The sequence below is a fragment of the Weizmannia acidilactici genome (assembly GCF_008974225.1).
GTDB classification, from domain to species: domain Bacteria; phylum Bacillota; class Bacilli; order Bacillales; family Bacillaceae_C; genus Weizmannia; species Weizmannia acidilactici.
Genome location: NZ_BKZR01000052.1, coordinates 1 through 20,651 on the forward strand (window position 1 = coordinate 1; position 20,651 = coordinate 20,651).

The window sequence follows — 20,651 nt, forward strand, 5'->3', positions numbered from 1 at the left end:
AGGGTTTGGAAGCCGTGGAATCGATTTTCAAAGATCAAACGTTTGCCAAACTCAATGCCTATGTCGTCCTGTGCGCGTGCGACATGTTTGTCTTTAGCGACATCAATGCCGATGATGAGCGTTGACGGCGTGATTTGCGATATCTTGTGATTTTGAGTATAATTCATGTTGAGTCCTCCTTGAGTATCAATTAAGGGTCCATTTTTGCTTCAAAGCTTTGGACACCTCGTATCATACCAAGGAGGCTCTTTTTTGTGCAAACCTCAAATTTCCTTCATTACAGGAATGCTCCTTTTTATACTTTTTGCTTTTTTGAAGCCGGTTATACGGAATATTTGCGGAAAAATGGTATACACTAACCATTGCAATTTTTTTGAAGGAGAGATGACAATGCCTTACCATAAAGACAAGCAGCAGGCGTTCCAGGCAGCCCAGCAAAGCATGAACCAGACGGAAGATATTTACCGGGATTTCGTTGTGGACAGCGAAGACTACGGCCATCATTTAAAACATTTAAAAGAAGAAATCAATGAAACATACCAGCAGATTGAAAACGCGCTCGAAGTGGCCAGCGAAACGCAGCGTCCGCAATTGGAGCGTTTCCGCAACGATTTGGATAAAATCGTGAAAAAAGTAGATGAAAAATAAGGCGGGGGAGCACCCTGCTTTTTTCATATGGTTGTCTGCCTGAATCTGGTATAATATTGAAATGTATCGGGTCTGCACAAAAAAATATGGTTTATAACAAAAAATTGCATTTATTTAGGAGGGAACAGTATGGTATTATCGGATTTTGAACGGAATTTACAGAAATATGCGAAATTGCTTGTGTCTAAAGGTATAAATGTCCAGCCGGGAGATTGGGTAAAAGTGTATATCACGACAGACCAGGCAAAACTCGCACGCCTTGTCGTGAAAGAAGCTTATGCGCTCGGTGCCGAAAAGGTTATTGTCGACTGGTCTGACGACGAAATCACAAAGCAGCATTATCTGAACCAGCCGGAGGAAGTGCTGACCCATATTCCGGACTATAAAATTGCCGAAACTGAAGATCATGTGCTAAACCATAAAGTCAGCCGGCTTTCAATTTTGTCAAGCGACCCAGGGCTGTTGGATGAAATTGACCCGCATAAAGTCGCCGCTTATCAAAATGCGGCATCGAAAGCGTTCAAGGCGCAGCGGGTGGCCACCCAAAATGATGATATAAAATGGACGGTCGCAGCAGCGGCGGGTGCCGGCTGGGCTGCAAAAGTGTTCCCGGATTTAAAAACGGAAGAAGAGCAAGTCGATGCCCTTTGGGACCAAATTTTCAAGACGTGCCGAGTGTACGCCGACGATCCTGTTGCCGCCTGGGAAGAACATAAAAAGATTTTGAACGAAAAAGCGGCAAAATTAAACGAAATCCAATTTGACGCGCTCCATTATACGGCGCCTGGCACGGATTTGACACTGGGCCTCCCGAAAAACCATATTTGGGCGAGCGCGGGAAGCTTTAACCCGAAAGGCGAGGAGTTCATTGCCAATATGCCGACAGAAGAGGTATTTACCGCTCCTGATACCCACAGGATGGAAGGCGTTGTCCGCAGCACAAAACCTTTAAGTTATGCCGGCACGTTAATTGAAGGGATTGTTGTCCATTTTAAAGACGGCAAGATTGTGGACATTTCTGCCGAAAGAGGCGGTGAAGCGATCAAAAAACTCGTTTTTGAAAACGAGGGGGCAACTGGGCTTGGCGAAGTGGCGCTCGTTCCAGATCCGTCGCCAATTTCACAATCCGGCATCACCTTTTTCAACACGCTGTTTGATGAAAATGCTTCAAACCACCTGGCAATCGGCGCCGCCTATCCGACCACAATCGAGGGCGGCACGAAAATGAGTGAAGAAGAACTGTTAAAACACGGCATGAATGTCTCCAATGTCCATGTTGACTTTATGATCGGTTCTGCCGAAATGAATATTGATGGAATCAAACAGGACGGAACAGTTGTGCCTGTGTTCCGGAACGGGGATTGGGCCATTTAATGAAAAAACATTAATATTATATTAATAAACAACCTCGAATGCACAAAACAAAGAAATCAGCCTGGCAGGCTGATTTCTTTGCATTCTCTACTGTTTTTTCTTGCACTTTTTATTGAACTGCTTTTCCCTCTCGGTTAACGGCTCGTTTGAAACTTCTTCATTATATCCCGCGCCTTTTCCCTGCGCTTTCGCAGCGTTCATGCCTGGGCGTATATGGTTGGCTTTCTGCCTTGCCATCATCGTTCACCTCCAGTTTCTTTAAGCTTAGTATGTTTGAAAAGGGAAAAATCATGTCTGTTTTAGATGGGGTCATAAAATTTTTTCGATTCAAAATTGAAAGTAAAATAAAGAAAACTTATCACTTACAATAACATTATTGTTATTTACTTATGGTGATTATTGTAATATGATGGAACTGCGAGAAGTTTTTACGGATTATTCCGCTTTTCTATGAAATGATGAAAACACGAATCTTGAAAAAGGGGGAAAAGACATGTCGAATGATGTCTTTCAAGCGCGTTCTACGTTTGAAGTAAATGGGAAACGCTATCACTACTACCGTTTGACGGCGCTCCAGGACGCAGGAATTGCCAATGTTTCACGCCTGCCGTATTCGATTAAAGTGCTGCTCGAATCTGTGCTCCGCCAAATGGACGGCCATGCTATTACAAAAGAACATGTAGAAGATTTGGCCAAATGGGGTTCAGATGAAGTGAAGGACAAAGAAGTTCCGTTTAAACCGTCCCGCGTTATTTTGCAGGACTTTACCGGCGTACCGGTTGTGGTCGACCTTGCATCCCTCCGCAAAGCGATGGCCGATATGGGCGGAAATCCGGACAAAATCAATCCGGAAGTTCCGGTTGACCTTGTCATTGACCACTCGGTACAGGTTGACAAATACGGCACACCGGACGCCCTGCAGGCCAACATGGATTTTGAATTCAAGCGTAATGCCGAACGCTACAAATTTTTAAATTGGGCGCAAAAAGCATTTGACAACTACCGTGCCGTTCCGCCTGCAACCGGGATCGTGCACCAGGTTAACCTTGAATACCTCGCAAGTGTTGTCCATGAAAAAGAACTGGAAAACGGCGAATATGAAGCTTATCCGGATACGCTTGTCGGAACCGACTCCCATACGACAATGGTTAACGGGCTCGGCGTGCTCGGCTGGGGCGTCGGCGGGATCGAAGCGGAAGCCGGCATGCTCGGCCAGCCTTCCTACTTCCCGATCCCCGAAGTTATCGGCGTAAAACTTACGGGTTCCCTGCCGAACGGCGCTACTGCAACAGACCTTGCGTTAAAAGTGACACAACTTCTGCGCCAAAAAGGGGTAGTCGGCAAATTTGTCGAATTCTTCGGACCTGGTGTATCGACGCTGCCGTTAGCGGACCGCGCCACAATTGCAAACATGGCTCCTGAATACGGGGCAACATGCGGATTCTTCCCGGTTGACGATGAATCGCTTGCTTACTTGCGCCTAACCGGCCGAAGCGAAGACCATGTGAAATTAGTGGAAGCCTACTTAAAAGAAAACGGCATGTTCTTTACCCCGGATAAAGAAGATCCGGTTTATACCGATGTGCTCGAACTGAATCTTTCTGAAATCGAAGCGAACCTTTCCGGCCCGAAACGCCCGCAGGACCTTATTCCGCTCTCCCAAATGCAGTCCGCTTTCCAAAAAGCGATCACGGCGCCTGCCGGCAACCAAGGTTTCGGGCTGGATGAAAAAGAACTTGAAAAAGAAGCCGTCATCCAATTCAACAACGGTGAATCGGCCCCGATTAAAACCGGTGCTGTTGCGATTGCAGCCATTACAAGTTGTACAAATACATCCAACCCTTACGTAATGCTCGGCGCCGGCCTGCTTGCGAAAAAAGCGGTGGAAAAAGGCCTTGAAGTGCCGAAATATGTAAAAACTTCGCTTGCGCCTGGATCGAAAGTCGTTACCGGTTATTTAAATGATTCCGGTTTAATGCCGTACTTGGAAAAACTAGGCTTTAACCTTGTCGGATATGGTTGTACAACCTGTATCGGAAACTCCGGGCCGCTGAAAGAAGAAATCGAAAAAACGATCGCGGAAAACGACCTGCTTGTCACTTCCGTCCTTTCTGGAAACCGCAACTTTGAAGGCCGGATCCATCCGCTTGTCAAAGCGAACTATTTGGCATCGCCGCCGCTTGTTGTGGCATACGCTTTGGCCGGAACCGTCAACATCGATTTAAATAACGATCCGATCGGAAAAGATAAAAACGGAAATGATGTATACTTAAAAGACATTTGGCCGTCCCAGGACGAAATTAACGAAACGATCAAACAAGTCGTAACACCGGAACTGTTCCGCAAACAGTATGAAAATGTCTTTAGCGATAATGAACGCTGGAATGCAATCGAAACGAGCGACGAACCTTTATACACTTGGGATTCTGAATCAACATACATCCAAAATCCGCCGTTCTTTGAAAACCTGTCTCCGGAACCGGGCGAAGTCAAGCCGTTAACCGGCCTGCAAGTCATCGGCAAATTCGGCGATTCGGTTACAACTGACCATATTTCACCTGCGGGGGCAATCGGAAAAGATACTCCGGCCGGCAAATACTTGCTTTCAAAAGGTGTTGAACCGCGTGACTTTAACTCTTACGGATCGCGCCGCGGCAACCACGAAGTCATGATGCGCGGGACATTTGCCAATATCCGCATCCGCAACCAAATCGCTCCAGGAACGGAAGGCGGCTATACAACTTACTGGCCGACAAATGAGGTCACATCGATTTACGATGCTGCCATGCGGTATAAAGAAAACGGCACCGGCCTTGTTGTCCTGGCCGGCAAAGATTACGGTATGGGCTCTTCACGTGACTGGGCGGCAAAAGGCACATATCTGCTCGGCATCAAAACCGTCATTGCGGAAAGCTTCGAACGGATCCATCGCTCGAATCTAGTGCTGATGGGTGTGCTTCCGCTGCAGTTTAAAAAAGGCGAAAATGCCGACACACTCGGCCTTACCGGAAAAGAAACGTTTGAAGTGCAGATTGATGAAAATGTGAAGCCGCATGATTGGGTTAAGGTTACTGCAACCGATGAAGCAGGAAAGAAAACAGAATTTCAAGCGCTCGTCCGTTTCGATTCCGAAGTGGAAATCGATTACTACCGCCACGGCGGCATCCTGCAAATGGTATTGCGCGGCAAACTGCAACAGTCGAGAGATGAAGTACAGACAAAATAATTTTGCTCCAAAAAGCTGCGATCTTACGGGTCGCAGCTTTTTTGACGCATTTATAATTTTTCTCATAATTGCCCATACTAAGTAAAAATACATACGCAAGGAGTGGCAAAAGTGAGAAAAATGCACAAAAAAACTTTTTCCGATTTGGTTGCCGAAAATAAGCAGGCATTATTACGCGATATGGATGCTATGAAGCAAATAGAAGAACGGCTGGAACGGAAACATGCGATGAAATTAGCAGAATAAGCCACTAGCATCGGCTCATAATTCATCCTTTCCCGGGGGAAGATGTAGGGGGAGGGGGGATAAACATGGGAAACCCAAAAAAGAAAAGCAAATATTTTGTTCCGGATCACCTCGGCACACAGCCACGCGGATTTTCCGGCAATAAAGGGAAACAAATGCAGGACCGTTCGGGACAGCATGCTCAAGTGATCCAGACAAAGGGCGAGTAACTGTGCAGCGAAGGAGGAAAACAGCATGGCCAATAACCAGCCAAAACCGGATGACCGCAGCGATAATGTCGAAAAACTGCAAAACATGATCCACAATACAATTGAAAACATGGAAAAAGCGGAAGAGTCACTAGCATTTACAACGGACGAAACGCAAATCCAGCAAATTAAAGAAAAAAATGAACGCCGGCGCGAAAGCCTTGAAGCAATGAGAAACGAAGTCAAGGACGAAGCCGCTTACCATGAACGACAATCATAATTTTTCACGGCCGGGCCTTCTAAGGAAAAAGGCAATGTTTCCAATATCGAAACAACGCTATTTCCCTCTTGGAGGCCCGGCTTTTTATAGGCAGCGCGTAAAATCGGGACACGATGCTGCCCTTCCTTTTATGCTGGCTCTGTTAAATTTTATTGTTGATTATCGCTAATTTCTGAGACACCTGCGGGATAAGCGAGCAAGAAGAGTTCCCTCGTGCTGAGTGACAAGCTAGGAGGCTCGCGATGCGTGCAGAAAGTGAGCGGATTTCGCGATCATCAACATTGATCACGATCATAGCCTTTATGTTAAAATAAACATATTGACTGTATATAGAAGAGGTGTCCAAAATGCAAGTATCTGAAGCTAAAATTCATGTGCGTTATGCGGAAACGGACCAAATGGGTGTTGTGTACCATGCCAATTATTTAGTCTGGATGGAAGTGGGCAGGACAAAATTGATTGAAGATCTCGGTTTCCGTTACGCCGATATGGAAAAAGATGGGATCATTTCTCCGGTGATTGATATCCAGGTTTCATACAAAAAACCGGTACGGTATGGGGAAACCGCGACAGTTAAAACATGGATCGATCACTATGACGGGCTGCGCGTCCATTACGGATATGAAATCTATACCGGAAACGGTGATCTGGCCGTAACAGGGGTTTCAAAGCATGTGTGCGTGAAAAAAGATACGTTCCGTCCAATATCGATCCGGCGGGTATATCCGGACTGGCATGAAGCATACGAAAAAGCGAAAAAATCGTAAAGCGGGGGATTGTGTTGGCTTTTGGGATTAAGCGGAAACAGATCCAGGAATGGAAAGCGGCAATTGACCGCGGGGAAATTGCGTTTTTAACACACTTTTGGCTCGATGACCGTTTTCCGGAAGCAAAATCGGTCACAAAAGTCGGCTGCAATGACCTCGGAAAGCTCGCGGAATGGGGGGGCCGCTACCAATTAAAAAAAGAATGGATCCATGTCAGAAAAGACGGGTACAGCCATTTCGACCTGCTTGGAAGCAAGCAGCGGGAGGTTTTGGAAAAAGAAGGGCAACTTGAGGCAGCGCTGAAGTTTTTAAAATAGGCGTTGATGACCGTGAAATCCGGTTCTCCGGTATGCATCGCGGAAAATTAACACTCACATCGCCTTAAATTAAAATCGGCGTCCGGGGCTTGCGGCGTATTGCCTCCTGCTCCGGCGCCGATTTTAATGTTTTGGATATTCATAAACCGGTTCATCCAGTTTCGGGTCATATCCGACATATAAATCATGGCCGTCAAAATACCATTCATCCGTGCTTTCGATGAAAAAGGCATGACCGTGCCGTTCAACGGCGGCTGCAGGATCATCGGGGAAATCTTTGCGGACACCGAGTGAAAATCCGTGCTGAACGGGAGTCGAACCGCCGTATTTTACAAAAAAGCGTACAGACTCGCCGTCATCGAGCTCCATTTCTCTTTTAAACCAATTTGCTGCTTCGTCTGTTATGTGAATCCTCATGCCGTTCTTCCCTCCAACTGCTTTTGCTTTTTCTATTATAAATCAAAACGGCAGTTGATCCCTAACCTTTTGCCTTAGGGCTATAGCTATAGCCACTTGACTTTTGGCTCGGTTTTGTCTTTGATCCGTTTAATATTTGCTTTGTGGCGGTAAATGATGAAGGAAGCAAGCGCCAAAATAATCACAAACAGCGGCCAGTCGTGCGTAAAGACCATATAAACGAAAGTATAAATAAGGGCAAAGACAGCGGCCAAGATGGAAGACAGCGAAACATATTTGCTGATTTTCAACGTAATTAAAAAGACAACAACCACCATGACAAATAAAGGCCACTGATAAGCAAGGACAACGCCGGCCGATGTCGCAACCGCTTTCCCACCTTTAAATTTCGCAAATACCGGAAACATATGGCCGACAACGGCGATCAATCCGATCAAGAGCGGGTGCAGCACATGCTCCATTCCAAAAAAGTGCGGGAGAAGGGTCGCCAATGTCCCTTTTAAAATGTCGACAACCGTTACAACGCTTCCGGCTTTTTTACCGAGGACGCGGAATGTGTTCGTTGCCCCAAGATTACCGCTTCCGTGCTCGCGAATATCTATCCTATAAAAAAGCTTACCAATGATCAAGCCGGTCGGGATTGATCCAAGCAGGTAAGCCAAAATAATAATCAGCGCGATTTTCATGTGCAAAACTCCTTAGAAAAATTCTATGCTTATTGTAGCATGAACTTACAGGAAAGAGGAGATTTTTTTGTGATGTCTATTGAATGTATGTTTATTGGATTATTCGGAAGAAAGAAGGATTTTGAAAAAGTAGAATCGAATGGTATAGCTGAGGGAATGAAATATGTATCACCTTAACACCAGAAAAGAGGGGTTGTAAAATGGCGATTGAAAATCCTAGCAGGGAAGAAATCAGGGACATTTTAAAAAAAGCGAGGCGGATTGCGGTTGTCGGATTAAGCAATCATCCGGAAAAAACTTCGTATATGGTTGCTAAAGCGATGCAGGATGCCGGTTATGAAATCATCCCGGTCAACCCGAAAGCAACAGAAATTTTAGGCGAAAAAGCCGTTCCTTCTTTAAAAGATATCAAGGGACATGTTGATATTGTCGACATTTTCCGGCGCCCGGAATATTTGCCGGAACTGGCCAGGGAATTCGATGAAATTGACGCGGATGTTTTCTGGGCACAGCTTGGCATTGAGAACGAAGAAGCTTATCATTTTTTGAAAGAAAAAGGCTATACGGTTGTGATGAACCGCTGCATCAAAGTCGAACATGCATTGACAAAATGAAGGCAAAGCCGCTAAGCAGGTGCCTATTGAAAGGCGCTTGCTTTTCTTTACCCCTTCACTTATGCTGGATGTTATGTCAACCCGCCATTTTACAAATTCCGTTTTATCGCTAAAATGGGTATTAGACGAAACGGGGAAGTGTGTTATAATAAGAACGAATGTTTGTTCCTGTGGATGCCCAGCGGGAACGCTTTTGGTACTGAAAGGGGAATATTTGTGGCAAAGAAACAAAATACATTGGAATATAATGACGATGCCATCCAGGTGCTGGAAGGGCTGGAGGCAGTAAGAAAAAGGCCGGGAATGTACATCGGCTCAACCGATACGCGCGGCCTGCACCATCTTGTTTATGAGATTGTCGATAATGCGGTCGATGAGGCGCTGTCCGGTTACGGGGACCACATCATCGTCAAGATACATAAAGATAATAGCGTCAGTGTGCAGGACTTCGGGCGCGGCATGCCGGTCGGGATGCACAAGCTTGGCAAGCCGACAACAGAGGTCATATTAACCATTTTGCACGCCGGCGGAAAATTTGGCCAGGGCGGCTATAAAACGAGCGGAGGCCTGCACGGTGTCGGCGCTTCCGTCGTCAACGCCTTGTCCGAATGGCTTGTTGTAACCATCCACCGCGATGGCTATGTATATGAACAGCGTTTCCGTGACGGCGGCAAACCGGAAACAACGCTTGAAAAAATCGGCAAAACGAACCAGACCGGCACGACAATCCATTTTAAACCGGACCCTTCTATTTTCAGCACAACCACTTTCAATTACGATACGTTATGCGAACGGTTACGCGAATCTGCGTTTTTGCTGAAGGGCTTAAAAATTGATATCACGGATGAGCGCTATGGGCAGAAAGATGTTTTCCATTACGAAAATGGGATTGAAGCGTTTGTATCGTACTTGAACGAAGGGAAAGAAGTGCTCCATCCGGTAGTGTTTATTGAAGGTGAAGCGGGCGGGATCGAAGCGGAGTTCGCATTCCAGTTTAATGACGGTTTTTCGGAAAATATTTTGTCGTTTGTCAATAATGTGCGGACGAAAGACGGCGGCACGCATGAAGCCGGGGCGAAAACGGCGTTGACGCGCGTCATGAACGATTATGCGAGGAAAACCGGGCTTTTAAAAGACAAAGATAAAAACCTGGAAGGCTCTGACATCCGTGAAGGATTATCGGCCATTATTTCCGTCCGCATTCCGGAAGAGCTGCTCCAATTTGAAGGGCAGACAAAAGGGAAGCTCGGCACAAGCGAAGCCCGTTCCGCTGTCGATACGATCGTGTCGGAGCATCTCGCTTATTTCCTTGAAGAAAATCCGGAAACAAGCAGCCTGCTGATTAAAAAAGCGATCAAAGCATCGCAGGCCCGTGAAGCGGCACGGAAAGCGCGCGAAGAAGCGAGGAGCGGAAAAAAACGAAAAAAATCAGAAACGACTTTATCCGGAAAATTAACGCCTGCGCAAAGCCGCAACCCGCAGCGGAACGAATTGTATCTTGTGGAAGGGGACTCTGCCGGCGGTTCCGCCAAACAGGGGCGTGACCGCAAATTCCAGGCCGTCCTGCCGCTGCGTGGAAAAGTCATCAACACTGAAAAGGCTAAACTGCAGGATATTTTTAAAAACGAGGAAATCAACACGATTATATACACAATCGGTGCCGGGGTGGGCCCGGATTTTAATCTGGATGATGTCAATTACGACAAAGTCATTATCATGACTGATGCCGACACGGACGGCGCCCATATCCAGGTGCTGCTTTTGACATTCTTTTACCGTTATATGCGCCCGTTAATCGAGGTCGGGAAGGTGTATATCGCACTGCCGCCGCTTTATAAGGTGAGCAAAGGCTCCGGGAAAAAAGAAATCGTCGAGTATGCCTGGACCGAAAGAGAATTGGATGAAACGATCAAAAAAGTCGGACGCGGCTATGTGCTACAGCGCTATAAGGGGCTTGGCGAAATGAATGCCGACCAGCTGTGGGAAACGACGATGAATCCTGAAACGCGCACCCTGATCCGTGTTCGCATTGATGACGCGGCGCGGGCTGAACGCCGGATAACGACGCTTATGGGTGACAAAGTCGAACCGCGCCGGCAATGGATTGAAAACCATGTTGAGTTTGGCCTTGAAGACGACACCAATATTTTAGACAACGAGAACTTAATGATTGAGGAAGGGGACATGAGCGAATGAGGACGGCAGAACGCTTTCAAGACTTGCCTTTGGAAGAGGTGCTGGGCGACCGCTTCGGCCGTTACAGCAAATACATCATTCAGGACCGTGCCCTTCCGGATGCGAGAGACGGGCTGAAGCCGGTGCAAAGGCGCATTCTGTATGCGATGCACGTTGAGGGCAATACAGCCGACAAAAACTTCAGAAAGTCCGCAAAAACGGTCGGGAACGTCATCGGCAACTACCATCCGCATGGCGATTCTTCCGTTTATGAGGCGATGGTGCGGATGAGCCAGGACTGGAAGCTGCGCAACGTCCTGATTGAAATGCACGGAAACAACGGCAGCATTGACGGTGACCCGGCCGCGGCCATGCGGTATACGGAAGCAAGGCTTTCCCCGATCGCATCTGAACTCCTTCACGATATTGATAAAGAAACGGTCCGGTTCATCCCGAACTTTGATGATACGATAAACGAGCCGACCGTTTTGCCCGCCAGATTTCCAAATCTTTTAGTAAACGGTTCGACCGGCATATCGGCCGGTTATGCAACCGAAATTCCACCGCATCATTTAGGCGAAGTGATTGATGGCGCGATCATGCGGATCGAAAACCCGGATTGCACGGTTGACGATTTAATGAAAGTGATAAAGGGACCGGATTTTCCGACCGGCGGCATCGTTCAAGGCATTGATGGCATTAAAAAAGCGTATGAAACCGGCAGAGGCAAAATGGTCATCAGGGGAAGAACATCGATTGAAGATATGCGCGGCGGCCGCCAACAAATCGTTATTACGGAAATTCCTTACGAAGTCAATAAAGCAAATCTCGTAAAAAAAATCGACGAGCTTCGCCTAGACAGGAAAGTGGAAGGCATGTCCGAAGTCCGCGACGAAACAGACCGTACAGGGCTCCGGATTGTGATTGAATTGAAAAAAGACGCAGATGCGAACAGCGTTTTGAACTATTTATTTAAAAACACGGATCTGCAGGTGTCCTATAATTTTAACATGGTGGCTATCCATAACCGCCGCCCGCAGCTGATGGGCCTCCGGGAACTTTTGGATGCCTATATCGGGCACCAGAAGGAAGTGGTCACGAAACGGACCGAGTTTGACTTAAAAAAAGCGCGCGACCGGAAACATATTGTCGACGGCCTGGTGAAAGCATTGTCCATTTTGGATGAAGTTATTGCGGCAATCCGTGCATCAAAAGACAAAAAAGATGCCAAATCAAATCTCGTGGCGAAATTCGGCTTTACCGAACCGCAGGCAGAAGCGATAGTAACCTTGCAGCTGTACCGTTTAACGAATACTGACATTACAACGCTGCAAAAGGAATTGGAAGATCTCGAAAAAAGAATTGAAGAATACACCGCTATTTTGGGGAGCGAGAAAAAGCTTTTCTCTGTCATTAAAAAAGAATTAAAAGAAATCCGGAAAAAATATGCGGATGAAAGAAGAACAACGATCGAAGAGGAAATCCAAGAATTAAAAATCAATCTGAAAGCGATGATTCCGAATGAAGATGTCATTGTGACCGTTACAAAAGACGGCTATATTAAGCGGACGAGCCTCCGCTCCTACGCCGCTTCAAACGGCCGGGACCTGGCAATCAAAGACAGCGACCGCCTGCTCTTTAAGTGCCAGCTCAATACAGTGAATACCGTACTGCTGTTTACGAACAAAGGCAATTATCTTTATTTGCCGGTCCATGAATTGCCGGATATCCGCTGGAAAGACCTTGGCCAGCACGTTGCCAATATCGTGCCGCTTGACCGCGATGAAAACATTATAAAAGTGCTCCCGGTTGAAGATTTTAACCAGCCGCAATATATTTTGTTCTTTACGAAAAACGGCATGGCGAAGAAAACAGAATTGCAGCAGTACCAGGCGCAGCGTTATTCCAAAGCGCTTGTAGCGATGAACTTAAAGGACGATGATGAAGTAATTGATGTTCATCTGACGGACGGGGCAAAAGATGTCTTTTTGGCTTCGCATCTCGGTTACGGGCTCTGGTTTCATGAAGAGGAAATCAGTGTAGTAGGACAGCGGGCAGCGGGCGTCAAGGGTATGAATTTAAAAGAAGGCGACTGGCTGGCCGGCGGGAAAATCGTTGAACATCCGGGAACCGATAAAATCTTCATTGCCACACAAAGAGGCGCGGTAAAGAAAATGAAACTGTCAGAATTTGAAAAAACAAGCCGCGCCAAACGCGGGGTTGCCATGCTGCGCGAATTAAAAGCGCACCCACACCGCATTGTTGGTATGGAAGTCGTGGAAGATACGGACACAGTATGGATCCGTACGGAAAAAGGCCATCTTGAAGAAATGAACATGCACGATATGCGCGACAGCGACCGCTACTCAAATGGCTCTTTTATCCTTGACGAAAGTGAAAACGGCGAAGTCACGGAAGTGTGGAAGCAGGAACTGGAAGAAGAAACAATGGAAGAAAGCTAACGGAAAAAGTGTTTGCTGTATCGGCAAACACTTTTTTCATCCCCAGGCAATTTTTACATAATTTTGCCCTTCCTGCGCATCCTAAAACTAAAACGGATGCGGGGTGAAAGCAAATGAAACGGGAATATATGCTGGGGATCTTGGCATTTTTGTTTATGTCGGTGAGCACGGTTGCGATTGCCGATGCGGGCGATAAAGCGAAAATCAGCAAAGTAACCATCCATCAGTACGATGAAGATGTAACAGGTGACGGAAAAAAAGATCTAATCGTATTAGAAGGCATTCCGTTTGAAACCGGGAGCCTGTACATGAAAAAAATATGGGCACAGATCACGGTATCGGAAGGGAAAAAGTTCCGCATCCCTTATGAACCGGGATATGAACCGGAAATGCAGTTTGCCGACCTCAATCACGACGGTGTCAAAGACATGCTCGGTTCCAGCAATAGCGGGGGCAGCGGAGGTATCATCCAATACCGCCTCGATACGCTAAAAGGCGGAATCCTGAAAAATTTGCCGATGCCGACGGGATTAAAGCTTACCGGGAAATTTGAGAATGCCCTGTCGGCCAGCCTGAAAATTGAAAACACGAATGAAACATATCTTATCGATTTAAGAAAGCGCAAAAAGGACTATATCCGGCTTGGCATCTACCAAAAAGACGGGACGCTCAATGAACCGCTTGAACTGATGATTGACCCGGTTGCTGTTTTCAAACAGGTTAAAATAAAAGGAAAAAAAGGCTACGGACTAACCGGATACCAACAGGTAAGCGGCGCCTACCATGCGGACAAGCTTGGCAATGTCATATCAACCTGGTATTTAAAAAATGGAAAATGGGAGCTTGTCAAAGCAAAATGGCAGGTTTCACAGAAATGAAATGTGGCTGTCCCAAAAGCCCCTTTAAAGCAAAAATTATTCTCAAATGATCTTTTTAAAGCTTCTAAATTTCGTTCACATCGGACCGTTTCCATGGAGAAATTTTACTCTAACGGTTCTGAAAAAGCTTCTCAGACTTCCGGCATGCTTAAGCCAAAACGGATGATTGGATGCCGACTACGGCGGGGAAGCCAACTATTTGTATGTGCGGTCGTTCCGCAAATTTATCTTGCAGGAGCTGACCAAGGTAAACATCAAATTCGGGCTGGTAGTCATCTCCTACAACCTACTGAAACAGGCAGAAAAGAACCACCTGCTTCAGAAAGAAGATCCGGAAAATGAGAAAACCCGACGAGAACAAATATTGTATCTCATCGGGTTTTATTGTTTAATAAGGGTTTTTTTGCTTATTCCATTATTGACGATAATGAAATCATTTAGGCTACAGGCCAATACTCGTTTTCATGTAGTGGTGTTTACTTAGACATGAAGTTGTTTGGGACAGGCTCTTTTTTACAGGCGGAAAAATTTGTCTGGTTACCGGTTTCCCGCGAAAAAATCGATTATAATAGAGAAGACTATATTGAATAGAGTTGAGGTTGAGTCGAGTGAACAGACAGAAAAGCAAATACAGATGGGCAGTTTTCGCCGTGGTGCTTTTTTCTTACATGGTCATTGTCAGCCAGCGGACAGCGCCGGGGTTGATCCCGGATAAGCTGATGAGCGAGTTCCACATTACAGCATCCGTCATCGGTTTGTTGACGGGCGTGCAGTTTTTAGCTTATGCCGGCCTGCAAATTCCAATCGGGATTCTATCCGATCGTTTTGGACCCAACGTTTTTTTAATCACAGGGACATTATTCAGCGGGATCGGCACGTTTTTATACAGCATTGCGCCGAATGAAGCCGTTTTGCTCATATCCCGCCTGCTTACTGGGATGGGCGATGCGACGATTTGGGTCAATCTTGTCCTGATTTTAAGCCAGTGGTTTTATGCTAATGAGTTTGTCGGCCTTGTCGGATATGCCGGCATGACTGGAAGCGTCGGCTCTTTGCTGGCAACGGTTCCATTAACGGCATGGATATCGCTTGCGGGGTGGCGGCCTCCGTTTTTTGTGACCGGCATTATCCTGATCTTAAGCGCAGTGATGCTTTATGTTGTGCTGATTCAGCGGCCGAAAAAATGGGCTGAGCCGAAGAAGGCTTCTTCAAACGATAAGCATGAAAAAATGCTTTCGGTTTTGCGCCGTGTGCTTGCGAGCAGGCAGGCATGGGCTACTTTTTTATGCCACTTTGGAATTGTCGGCACATATGTCGGGTTTATCGGGTCATGGGCAGTGCCATACGGGATGCATGTATTCGATATGACGCGGTCCGGCGCCAGCCAGTTGGTCATGACTGGGCTAATCGGGGCGATCATTGGCGCTCCGCTCACCGGATGGATTGCCGGCAGGATCGGCTCAAGGAAAAAGCCGTACCTCATCATTCAATTATTCATATTTTTGGCATGGTCCGTTTTCTTTTTATGCAATGGCAAACCGCCTTTGTTTCTTGTCGTTCTTTTGTTTTTTGTTATTGGTTACGGAAACGGGGCAAGCGCGCTTACTTTTGCGGTGGTCCGCCATTCGTTCGAAGTGAAGGAAGTCGGTTCCGTGTCCGGATTTGCCAATACCGGCGGCTTTTTAAGCGCCGTTCTTTTGCCGAGCTTTTTCGGTAAAGTGCTCGACCATTTCCATTCAGCTGCCGCAGTCACCGGGTACCATTACGGCTTTTTAATCCCGGCTGTATTCTCCTTTTTTGGCGTGATGGGGAGTGCCATGATCCGGGAAATAAAGGAGGTGCCGGAGGAAGAACCGGCGGCATAACCGCACGATTGCTTAACGGAAGCCCAAATGATTTACTCTTCGTTAAGAATCTTTTAAACTATTTATAACTAAATAAAGCCGGCATGCCGTTTCGAAGTTTTTCAGATTTTTATTTATGAAAAAAATTTGCCAAATTAGTACACGGAACCCCTTAATTGTGTTATACTATATTTGCGTTGAGTATAACACAATTTCAGAACCATGCATAAAATAATATCGGGCAATGCGAGAGGGGTAATGGAAAAAACGAATATACATAAAGAGCAACTCATCGGCAATCGTGTCGCCTCAAAAAAAGGGTGTGGACAATACATGGAACAAAAAGAAATCGTGCATATCATTTCGGACTCGGTTGGGGAAACGGCCGAATTTGTCGTCAAAGCCGTTGCGGCCCAATTTAACGGCGGTTATATCGAAATCAGGCGGCATCCCCATGTGGAGGAAGTTGAGGATATCGATCCGGTCATCGAAGCGGCAAAACGGCAGAACGCCATCATCGCTTATACGCTCGTTGTCACATCATTAAAAGATTATTTGGACCGGCGTGCCGATGAAGAGGGGGTTATTGCGGTAGACCTGATGAACCCGCTCATGGAAGCATTTATGAAAAAGTTTCATAAAGAGCCGTACCACCGCCCAAAGTTAATGCGGAAACTGGACGAAGAATATTTTAAAAAAATCGAAGCAATCGAATTTGCGGTCAAATACGATGATGGCCGCGATGCAACCGGGTTGAAAAAGGCGGATATTGTATTGCTTGGCGTTTCCCGGACATCCAAAACGCCGTTGTCCATGTATCTGGCGCACCATAGCTTTAAAGTGGCCAATGTCCCGATTGTACCGGAAATCGATCCGCCAGAAGAATTGTTCACCATACCACGGGAAAAATGCGTCGGCCTGATGATTGCACCTGAAAAACTGAATGAAATCCGAAAAGAACGGATCAGGGCAATGGGATTGAAATCGGATGTCAATTACGCCAGCTACGACAGGATATACGAAGAACTCGCATATGCGGAAAAGATTATGAGAAAAATCAGATGCCCGATTATTGACGTCTCGAACAAAGCGGTGGAAGAAACAGCAAGTCTTATTATTGAAATGTTCAAGAATAGAGAGGAGCTGCTAAAATGACAAAATTCGTATATATGTTTAATGAAGGTAACAGCAACATGCGGGACCTTCTCGGCGGCAAAGGGGCCAACCTCGCGGAAATGACAAATATCGGCTTGCCGGTTCCGTACGGTTTTACGATTACAACACAGGCATGCAATGACTACTATGATAACGGCAAAAAAATTTCTAAAGAAGTAGAATCACAAATCGAAGAAGCGCTCGCAAAACTGGAAGAAAAAACCGGCAAAAAGTTGGGCGATACGGAAAACCCGCTGCTCGTTTCCGTCCGCTCCGGCTCGGTTTTTTCGATGCCGGGCATGATGGATACGGTGTTGAACCTCGGCATGAACGACCAAACGGTGGAAGCGGTCGCAAAATTAACGGATAACCCGCGGTTTGCGTACGATTCTTACCGCCGTTTCATCCAAATGTTCTCTGACGTTGTGCTGCAAATCGATGTGTACTATTTTGAACACTTGCTTGAGCATACGCGCACGCAAAAAGGCTACACAGCGGATCCTGAAATGACAGCCGATGACTGGAAGGAAATGATCGACGGCTACAAAAAAATCGTCAAAAAGCACGCGAAGCAGGATTTTCCGCAAGACCCGAAAACGCAATTGTTTTTGGCGATCAATGCTGTATTTGATTCATGGAACAACCAGCGCGCTATCGTGTACCGCCGCCTGAATAAAATTCCGGACCATTTGGGAACCGCTGTCAATATCCAAAGTATGGTATTCGGGAATATGGGAGACGACTCAGGCACAGGCGTTGCATTTACACGGAACCCGTCCACAGGGGAACGTGTGCTGTACGGTGAATACTTGATCAATGCCCAAGGCGAAGACGTCGTTGCAGGCATCCGCACCCCGCATCCGATCCAGGTACTTGCAAAAGACATGCCGGAAGTATACCGCCAGTTCGTAAAAACGAGCCAGCTTCTCGAAGAACATTACCAGGATATGCAGGACATTGAATTTACGGTTGAACGCGGCAAACTTTTCTTGCTCCAAACCCGGAACGGCAAAAGAACAGCACAGGCTGCGATCCGCATAGCCGTTGAAATGGTGAAAGAAGGTATTCTCGATAAAGAGACAGCGCTTTTACGCGTGGATCCGGACCAGCTCAATCAGCTGCTGCACCGTAGAATCGATGAATCAGCAGAGAAAAAACTTTTGGCAAAAGGGCTGCCGGCTTCACCGGGCGCAGCAACAGGCCAGGTCGTGTTCGATGCTGATGAGGCGGAACAATTGAGCAAAGAAGGCAAAAAAGTCATTTTAGTCCGCCCGGAAACGACACCTGACGATATCCACGGCATTGTCGCATCGCAGGCGGTTGTGACAAGCCGTGGAGGTATGACAAGCCACGCAGCAGTCGTTGCCCGCGGGATGGGGAAAGCTTGCATCTGCGGCTGCGAAGCAATGAAAATCGATCTGAAAGCGAAACAATTCTCGGTCGGCGATACGGTTGTCCGATACGGCGATGTGATCACCATTGATGGTTCGACAGGCGAAGTCATGCTCGGCGAAGTGCCGATGATTGAACCTGAACTTTCCGGTGAATTCAAAACACTGCTCGAATGGGCGGATGAGGCACGCGACCTCGGCGTCCGCGCCAATGCCGATAACCCGGTGGACGCGAAAAAATCGCTCGAATTCGGCGCTGACGGCATCGGGCTTTGCCGCACCGAGCATATGTTTATGGATATTAAACGTGTGCCGATAGTGCAGGAAATGATCCTTGCCGAAACGCTGGAAGAACGCGAAAAAGCTTTAGATAAACTGCTTCCGATGCAGCAGGGCGATTTTGAAGGCATCTTTGAAGAAATGGCCGGCCATCCGGTGACGATCCGCCTTTTGGACCCGCCAATGCATGAATTTTTGCCGGATAAAGAAGAACTGCTCGTTGAAGTAACGAAACTGCAAATCACGGCTCCTGACTCTGAAGAACTGAAGGAAAAAGAATACTTACTGAAAAAAGTCCAGCATCTCGCTGAATTCAACCCGATGCTCGGACACCGCGGCTGTCGCCTTGGCATGATTTTCCCTGAAATTTATGAAATGCAGGTCAAGGCAATCTTCTACGCTACAGCTGCGGTACAACAAAAAGGGATCCAAGTGCAGCCGGAAATCATGATCCCGCTTGTCGGCCATATGAACGAGCTGAAACGGATGCGTAAGTTGGTGAACGATGTCGCAAAACAAGTGATGGAAGAAAAAGGGCTAAGCTTTCATTACACTGTCGGTACGATGATCGAAATTCCGCGCGCGGCCCTCACAGCCGACCAAATTGCCGAGGAAGCCGATTTCTTCTCGTTTGGTACGAACGACCTCACGCAAACGACATTCGGCTTCAGCCGCGACGATGCGGAAGGAAAATTCCTGCAGCAGTACATTGAGCAAAAAGTCCTGCCGGAAAACCCGTTTGCCGTCCTTGACCAGGAAGGCGTCGGCAAGCTGATCGAAACCGGCGTCAATCTTGGCCGCCAAACTAAACCGGGCTTAAAAACCGGCATCTGTGGTGAACACGGCGGCGAAAAAAGCTCGATCGAATTCTGCTACAAAACCGGCTTGAACTATGTCAGCTGCTCGCCGTACCGCGTGCCGCTCGCAAGGCTCGCCGCTGCACAGGCCACCATCCGGAACAAGAAAGAAGACGCGGACAATGTTGCTGTTGCGTCAAAATAACGTTTTGATCAAGCACATGGGATTCGGCATGCCATGTGCTTTTTTGGTGCCAAAAGACAAAAACTGCAATTGGACAGGCAGAAAAGTTTCTGAAGAAGCGGGAAAAGGGGTAAAACGAGCGTCCGGCCAGAAAGAAATGTCTATAAGAGACTCGAGAGAAAAAACTGGAAACAGAAAAGAATTCATGTCTTGAATTCCACATTACAACATATTATCCGGACAAAAATGCATGCCTGCCCCGTGATTGGTTAAAGTAACAATTGGACCAACTGAAAGGAGGCAGAAAGATGGATAATACGCATGAGTATGTGCAGAAGCTGCAGGAACAACAAAAGAAACAGGAGCAAAACAAAAAGCGGCAGGGAAACGGGAGCCCGAGCGAAAAACTGCCGACCAAACAGCATTGACTCAAATGATTTTACATTTAAAATGGCGTGTGAAATTTCACGCGCCATTTTAGGCATTATGTTTACATAATAAAGTTATAGTCAAAACTTGTGCGTGTTTTGAATGATTTTTCAGGCATCACGTTTTATAAAACGGACAAAAATGGTCCTTTTTTATTTTTATTGGTTACCATTACTATTTTTTGTATTTCTTTGTTCATGCAAATTCCCCTTTCAAAGGATATCTAATCATATATTGTTGAAACCGATTTAACTTACTTAAAAAATACACGAGGTGCCTAGCTTTAATACAAGA

The 20,651-nt window shown here is 46.7% G+C and carries 19 protein-coding genes and 1 pseudogene; 16 read left to right on the forward strand and 4 right to left on the reverse strand.

Annotation, left to right across the window (positions count from 1 at the left end):
- Nucleotides 1-167 (reverse strand): annotated as a pseudogene (locus tag GBH70_RS14645) (IS110 family transposase); the annotation flags it as partial.
- Between the two features lie 223 nt (nt 168-390).
- Between GBH70_RS14645 and GBH70_RS14650 the strand changes: the two are divergent.
- Nucleotides 391-648: a hypothetical protein gene (locus GBH70_RS14650; RefSeq protein ID WP_151681721.1), complete on the forward strand. Its 258-nt coding sequence runs from the start codon at nt 391-393 to the stop codon at nt 646-648.
- Nucleotides 649-777: 129 nt separating this feature from the next.
- Complete coding sequence (locus GBH70_RS14655) at nt 778-2,022, forward strand: aminopeptidase (RefSeq protein WP_151681722.1); 1,245 nt, start codon at nt 778-780, stop codon at nt 2,020-2,022.
- An 87-nt stretch (nt 2,023-2,109) separates the two neighbouring features.
- On the opposite strand, the gene sspO is transcribed toward GBH70_RS14655, so the two are convergent.
- Nucleotides 2,110-2,259: a small acid-soluble spore protein SspO gene (gene sspO, locus GBH70_RS14660; protein WP_151681723.1), complete on the reverse strand. Its 150-nt coding sequence runs from the start codon at nt 2,257-2,259 to the stop codon at nt 2,110-2,112.
- Nucleotides 2,260-2,515: 256 nt separating this feature from the next.
- Here sspO and acnA point away from each other — a divergent pair, with 256 nt between their 5' ends.
- The 6 genes from acnA (at nt 2,516) to GBH70_RS14690 (ending at nt 7,046) form a co-directional block, all read left to right on the forward strand.
- The gene (gene acnA / locus GBH70_RS14665) at nt 2,516-5,248 is read left to right on the forward strand and encodes an aconitate hydratase AcnA (RefSeq protein ID WP_151681724.1); all 2,733 of its coding nucleotides are present in this window, start codon (nt 2,516-2,518) and stop codon (nt 5,246-5,248) included.
- 120 nt (nt 5,249-5,368) lie between these two features.
- Entirely contained in the window at nt 5,369-5,494 is a 126-nt protein-coding gene (locus GBH70_RS14670) for an FbpB family small basic protein (RefSeq protein ID WP_371862171.1), read from the forward strand.
- Between the two features lie 65 nt (nt 5,495-5,559).
- Nucleotides 5,560-5,703: an acid-soluble spore protein N gene (locus GBH70_RS14675; protein WP_151681726.1), complete on the forward strand. Its 144-nt coding sequence runs from the start codon at nt 5,560-5,562 to the stop codon at nt 5,701-5,703.
- A 25-nt stretch (nt 5,704-5,728) separates the two neighbouring features.
- Complete coding sequence (tlp, locus tag GBH70_RS14680; RefSeq protein WP_151681727.1) at nt 5,729-5,962, forward strand: small acid-soluble spore protein Tlp; 234 nt, start codon at nt 5,729-5,731, stop codon at nt 5,960-5,962.
- A 347-nt stretch (nt 5,963-6,309) separates the two neighbouring features.
- Nucleotides 6,310-6,729 carry an acyl-CoA thioesterase gene (locus GBH70_RS14685; protein ID WP_151681728.1) on the forward strand — a complete coding sequence of 140 codons (420 nt, stop codon included), beginning with the start codon at nt 6,310-6,312 and terminating at the stop codon, nt 6,727-6,729.
- A gap of 14 nt (nt 6,730-6,743) precedes the next feature.
- Nucleotides 6,744-7,046, forward strand: a complete 303-nt coding sequence (locus tag GBH70_RS14690) for a hypothetical protein (RefSeq protein WP_151681729.1) — start codon at nt 6,744-6,746, stop codon at nt 7,044-7,046.
- Nucleotides 7,047-7,169: 123 nt separating this feature from the next.
- On the opposite strand, the gene GBH70_RS14695 is transcribed toward GBH70_RS14690, so the two are convergent.
- Both GBH70_RS14695 and plsY read right to left on the reverse strand, forming a co-directional pair.
- Entirely contained in the window at nt 7,170-7,463 is a 294-nt protein-coding gene (locus GBH70_RS14695) for a HesB/YadR/YfhF family protein (protein WP_151681730.1), read from the reverse strand.
- Between the two features lie 86 nt (nt 7,464-7,549).
- Nucleotides 7,550-8,149 carry a glycerol-3-phosphate 1-O-acyltransferase PlsY gene (gene plsY / locus GBH70_RS14700; protein ID WP_151681731.1) on the reverse strand — a complete coding sequence of 200 codons (600 nt, stop codon included), beginning with the start codon at nt 8,147-8,149 and terminating at the stop codon, nt 7,550-7,552.
- A gap of 200 nt (nt 8,150-8,349) precedes the next feature.
- On the opposite strand from plsY, the gene GBH70_RS14705 reads away from it, so the two are divergent.
- The 8 genes from GBH70_RS14705 (at nt 8,350) to GBH70_RS14740 (ending at nt 20,356) form a co-directional block, all read left to right on the forward strand.
- Nucleotides 8,350-8,763, forward strand: a complete 414-nt coding sequence (locus GBH70_RS14705; protein WP_151681732.1) for a CoA-binding protein — start codon at nt 8,350-8,352, stop codon at nt 8,761-8,763.
- Nucleotides 8,764-8,937: 174 nt separating this feature from the next.
- Nucleotides 8,938-10,959: a DNA topoisomerase IV subunit B gene (parE, locus tag GBH70_RS14710; RefSeq protein WP_371862262.1), complete on the forward strand. Its 2,022-nt coding sequence runs from the start codon at nt 8,938-8,940 to the stop codon at nt 10,957-10,959.
- Nucleotides 10,956-13,400: a DNA topoisomerase IV subunit A gene (gene parC, locus GBH70_RS14715; RefSeq protein ID WP_151681734.1), complete on the forward strand. Its 2,445-nt coding sequence runs from the start codon at nt 10,956-10,958 to the stop codon at nt 13,398-13,400. The genes parE and parC overlap by 4 nt, the downstream gene beginning before the upstream one ends.
- A gap of 113 nt (nt 13,401-13,513) precedes the next feature.
- Nucleotides 13,514-14,278 (forward strand): YybI family spore inner coat protein, encoded by a 765-nt coding sequence (locus tag GBH70_RS14720; protein WP_172967495.1) that lies wholly within the window; start codon nt 13,514-13,516, stop codon nt 14,276-14,278.
- Nucleotides 14,279-14,886: 608 nt separating this feature from the next.
- Complete coding sequence (locus tag GBH70_RS14725) at nt 14,887-16,143, forward strand: MFS transporter (protein WP_151681735.1); 1,257 nt, start codon at nt 14,887-14,889, stop codon at nt 16,141-16,143.
- A gap of 312 nt (nt 16,144-16,455) precedes the next feature.
- Nucleotides 16,456-17,277, forward strand: a complete 822-nt coding sequence (locus tag GBH70_RS14730) for a pyruvate, water dikinase regulatory protein (protein WP_151681736.1) — start codon at nt 16,456-16,458, stop codon at nt 17,275-17,277.
- The gene (gene ppdK / locus GBH70_RS14735; protein WP_151681737.1) at nt 17,274-19,949 is read left to right on the forward strand and encodes a pyruvate, phosphate dikinase; all 2,676 of its coding nucleotides are present in this window, start codon (nt 17,274-17,276) and stop codon (nt 19,947-19,949) included. Before GBH70_RS14730 ends, ppdK begins: the two co-directional genes overlap by 4 nt.
- A gap of 287 nt (nt 19,950-20,236) precedes the next feature.
- A complete protein-coding gene (locus GBH70_RS14740) occupies nt 20,237-20,356 on the forward strand; it encodes a DUF4023 family protein (RefSeq protein ID WP_151681738.1) in 120 nt (39 codons plus the stop codon).
- Nucleotides 20,357-20,651 lie beyond the last annotated feature (295 nt).

Coding starts and splice junctions, on each gene's coding strand:
- GBH70_RS14650 (WP_151681721.1), top strand. CDS start 391: ATGCCTTACCATAAAGACAAGCAGCAGGCGTTCCAGGCAGCCCAGCAA.
- GBH70_RS14655 (WP_151681722.1), top strand. CDS start 778: ATGGTATTATCGGATTTTGAACGGAATTTACAGAAATATGCGAAATTG.
- sspO (WP_151681723.1), bottom strand. CDS start 2,259: ATGGCAAGGCAGAAAGCCAACCATATACGCCCAGGCATGAACGCTGCG.
- acnA (WP_151681724.1), top strand. CDS start 2,516: ATGTCGAATGATGTCTTTCAAGCGCGTTCTACGTTTGAAGTAAATGGG.
- GBH70_RS14670 (WP_371862171.1), top strand. CDS start 5,369: ATGCACAAAAAAACTTTTTCCGATTTGGTTGCCGAAAATAAGCAGGCA.
- GBH70_RS14675 (WP_151681726.1), top strand. CDS start 5,560: ATGGGAAACCCAAAAAAGAAAAGCAAATATTTTGTTCCGGATCACCTC.
- tlp (WP_151681727.1), top strand. CDS start 5,729: ATGGCCAATAACCAGCCAAAACCGGATGACCGCAGCGATAATGTCGAA.
- GBH70_RS14685 (WP_151681728.1), top strand. CDS start 6,310: ATGCAAGTATCTGAAGCTAAAATTCATGTGCGTTATGCGGAAACGGAC.
- GBH70_RS14695 (WP_151681730.1), bottom strand. CDS start 7,463: ATGAGGATTCACATAACAGACGAAGCAGCAAATTGGTTTAAAAGAGAA.
- plsY (WP_151681731.1), bottom strand. CDS start 8,149: ATGAAAATCGCGCTGATTATTATTTTGGCTTACCTGCTTGGATCAATC.
- GBH70_RS14705 (WP_151681732.1), top strand. CDS start 8,350: ATGGCGATTGAAAATCCTAGCAGGGAAGAAATCAGGGACATTTTAAAA.
- parE (WP_371862262.1), top strand. CDS start 8,938: ATGCCCAGCGGGAACGCTTTTGGTACTGAAAGGGGAATATTTGTGGCA.
- parC (WP_151681734.1), top strand. CDS start 10,956: ATGAGGACGGCAGAACGCTTTCAAGACTTGCCTTTGGAAGAGGTGCTG.
- GBH70_RS14720 (WP_172967495.1), top strand. CDS start 13,514: ATGAAACGGGAATATATGCTGGGGATCTTGGCATTTTTGTTTATGTCG.
- GBH70_RS14730 (WP_151681736.1), top strand. CDS start 16,456: ATGGAACAAAAAGAAATCGTGCATATCATTTCGGACTCGGTTGGGGAA.
- ppdK (WP_151681737.1), top strand. CDS start 17,274: ATGACAAAATTCGTATATATGTTTAATGAAGGTAACAGCAACATGCGG.
- GBH70_RS14740 (WP_151681738.1), top strand. CDS start 20,237: ATGGATAATACGCATGAGTATGTGCAGAAGCTGCAGGAACAACAAAAG.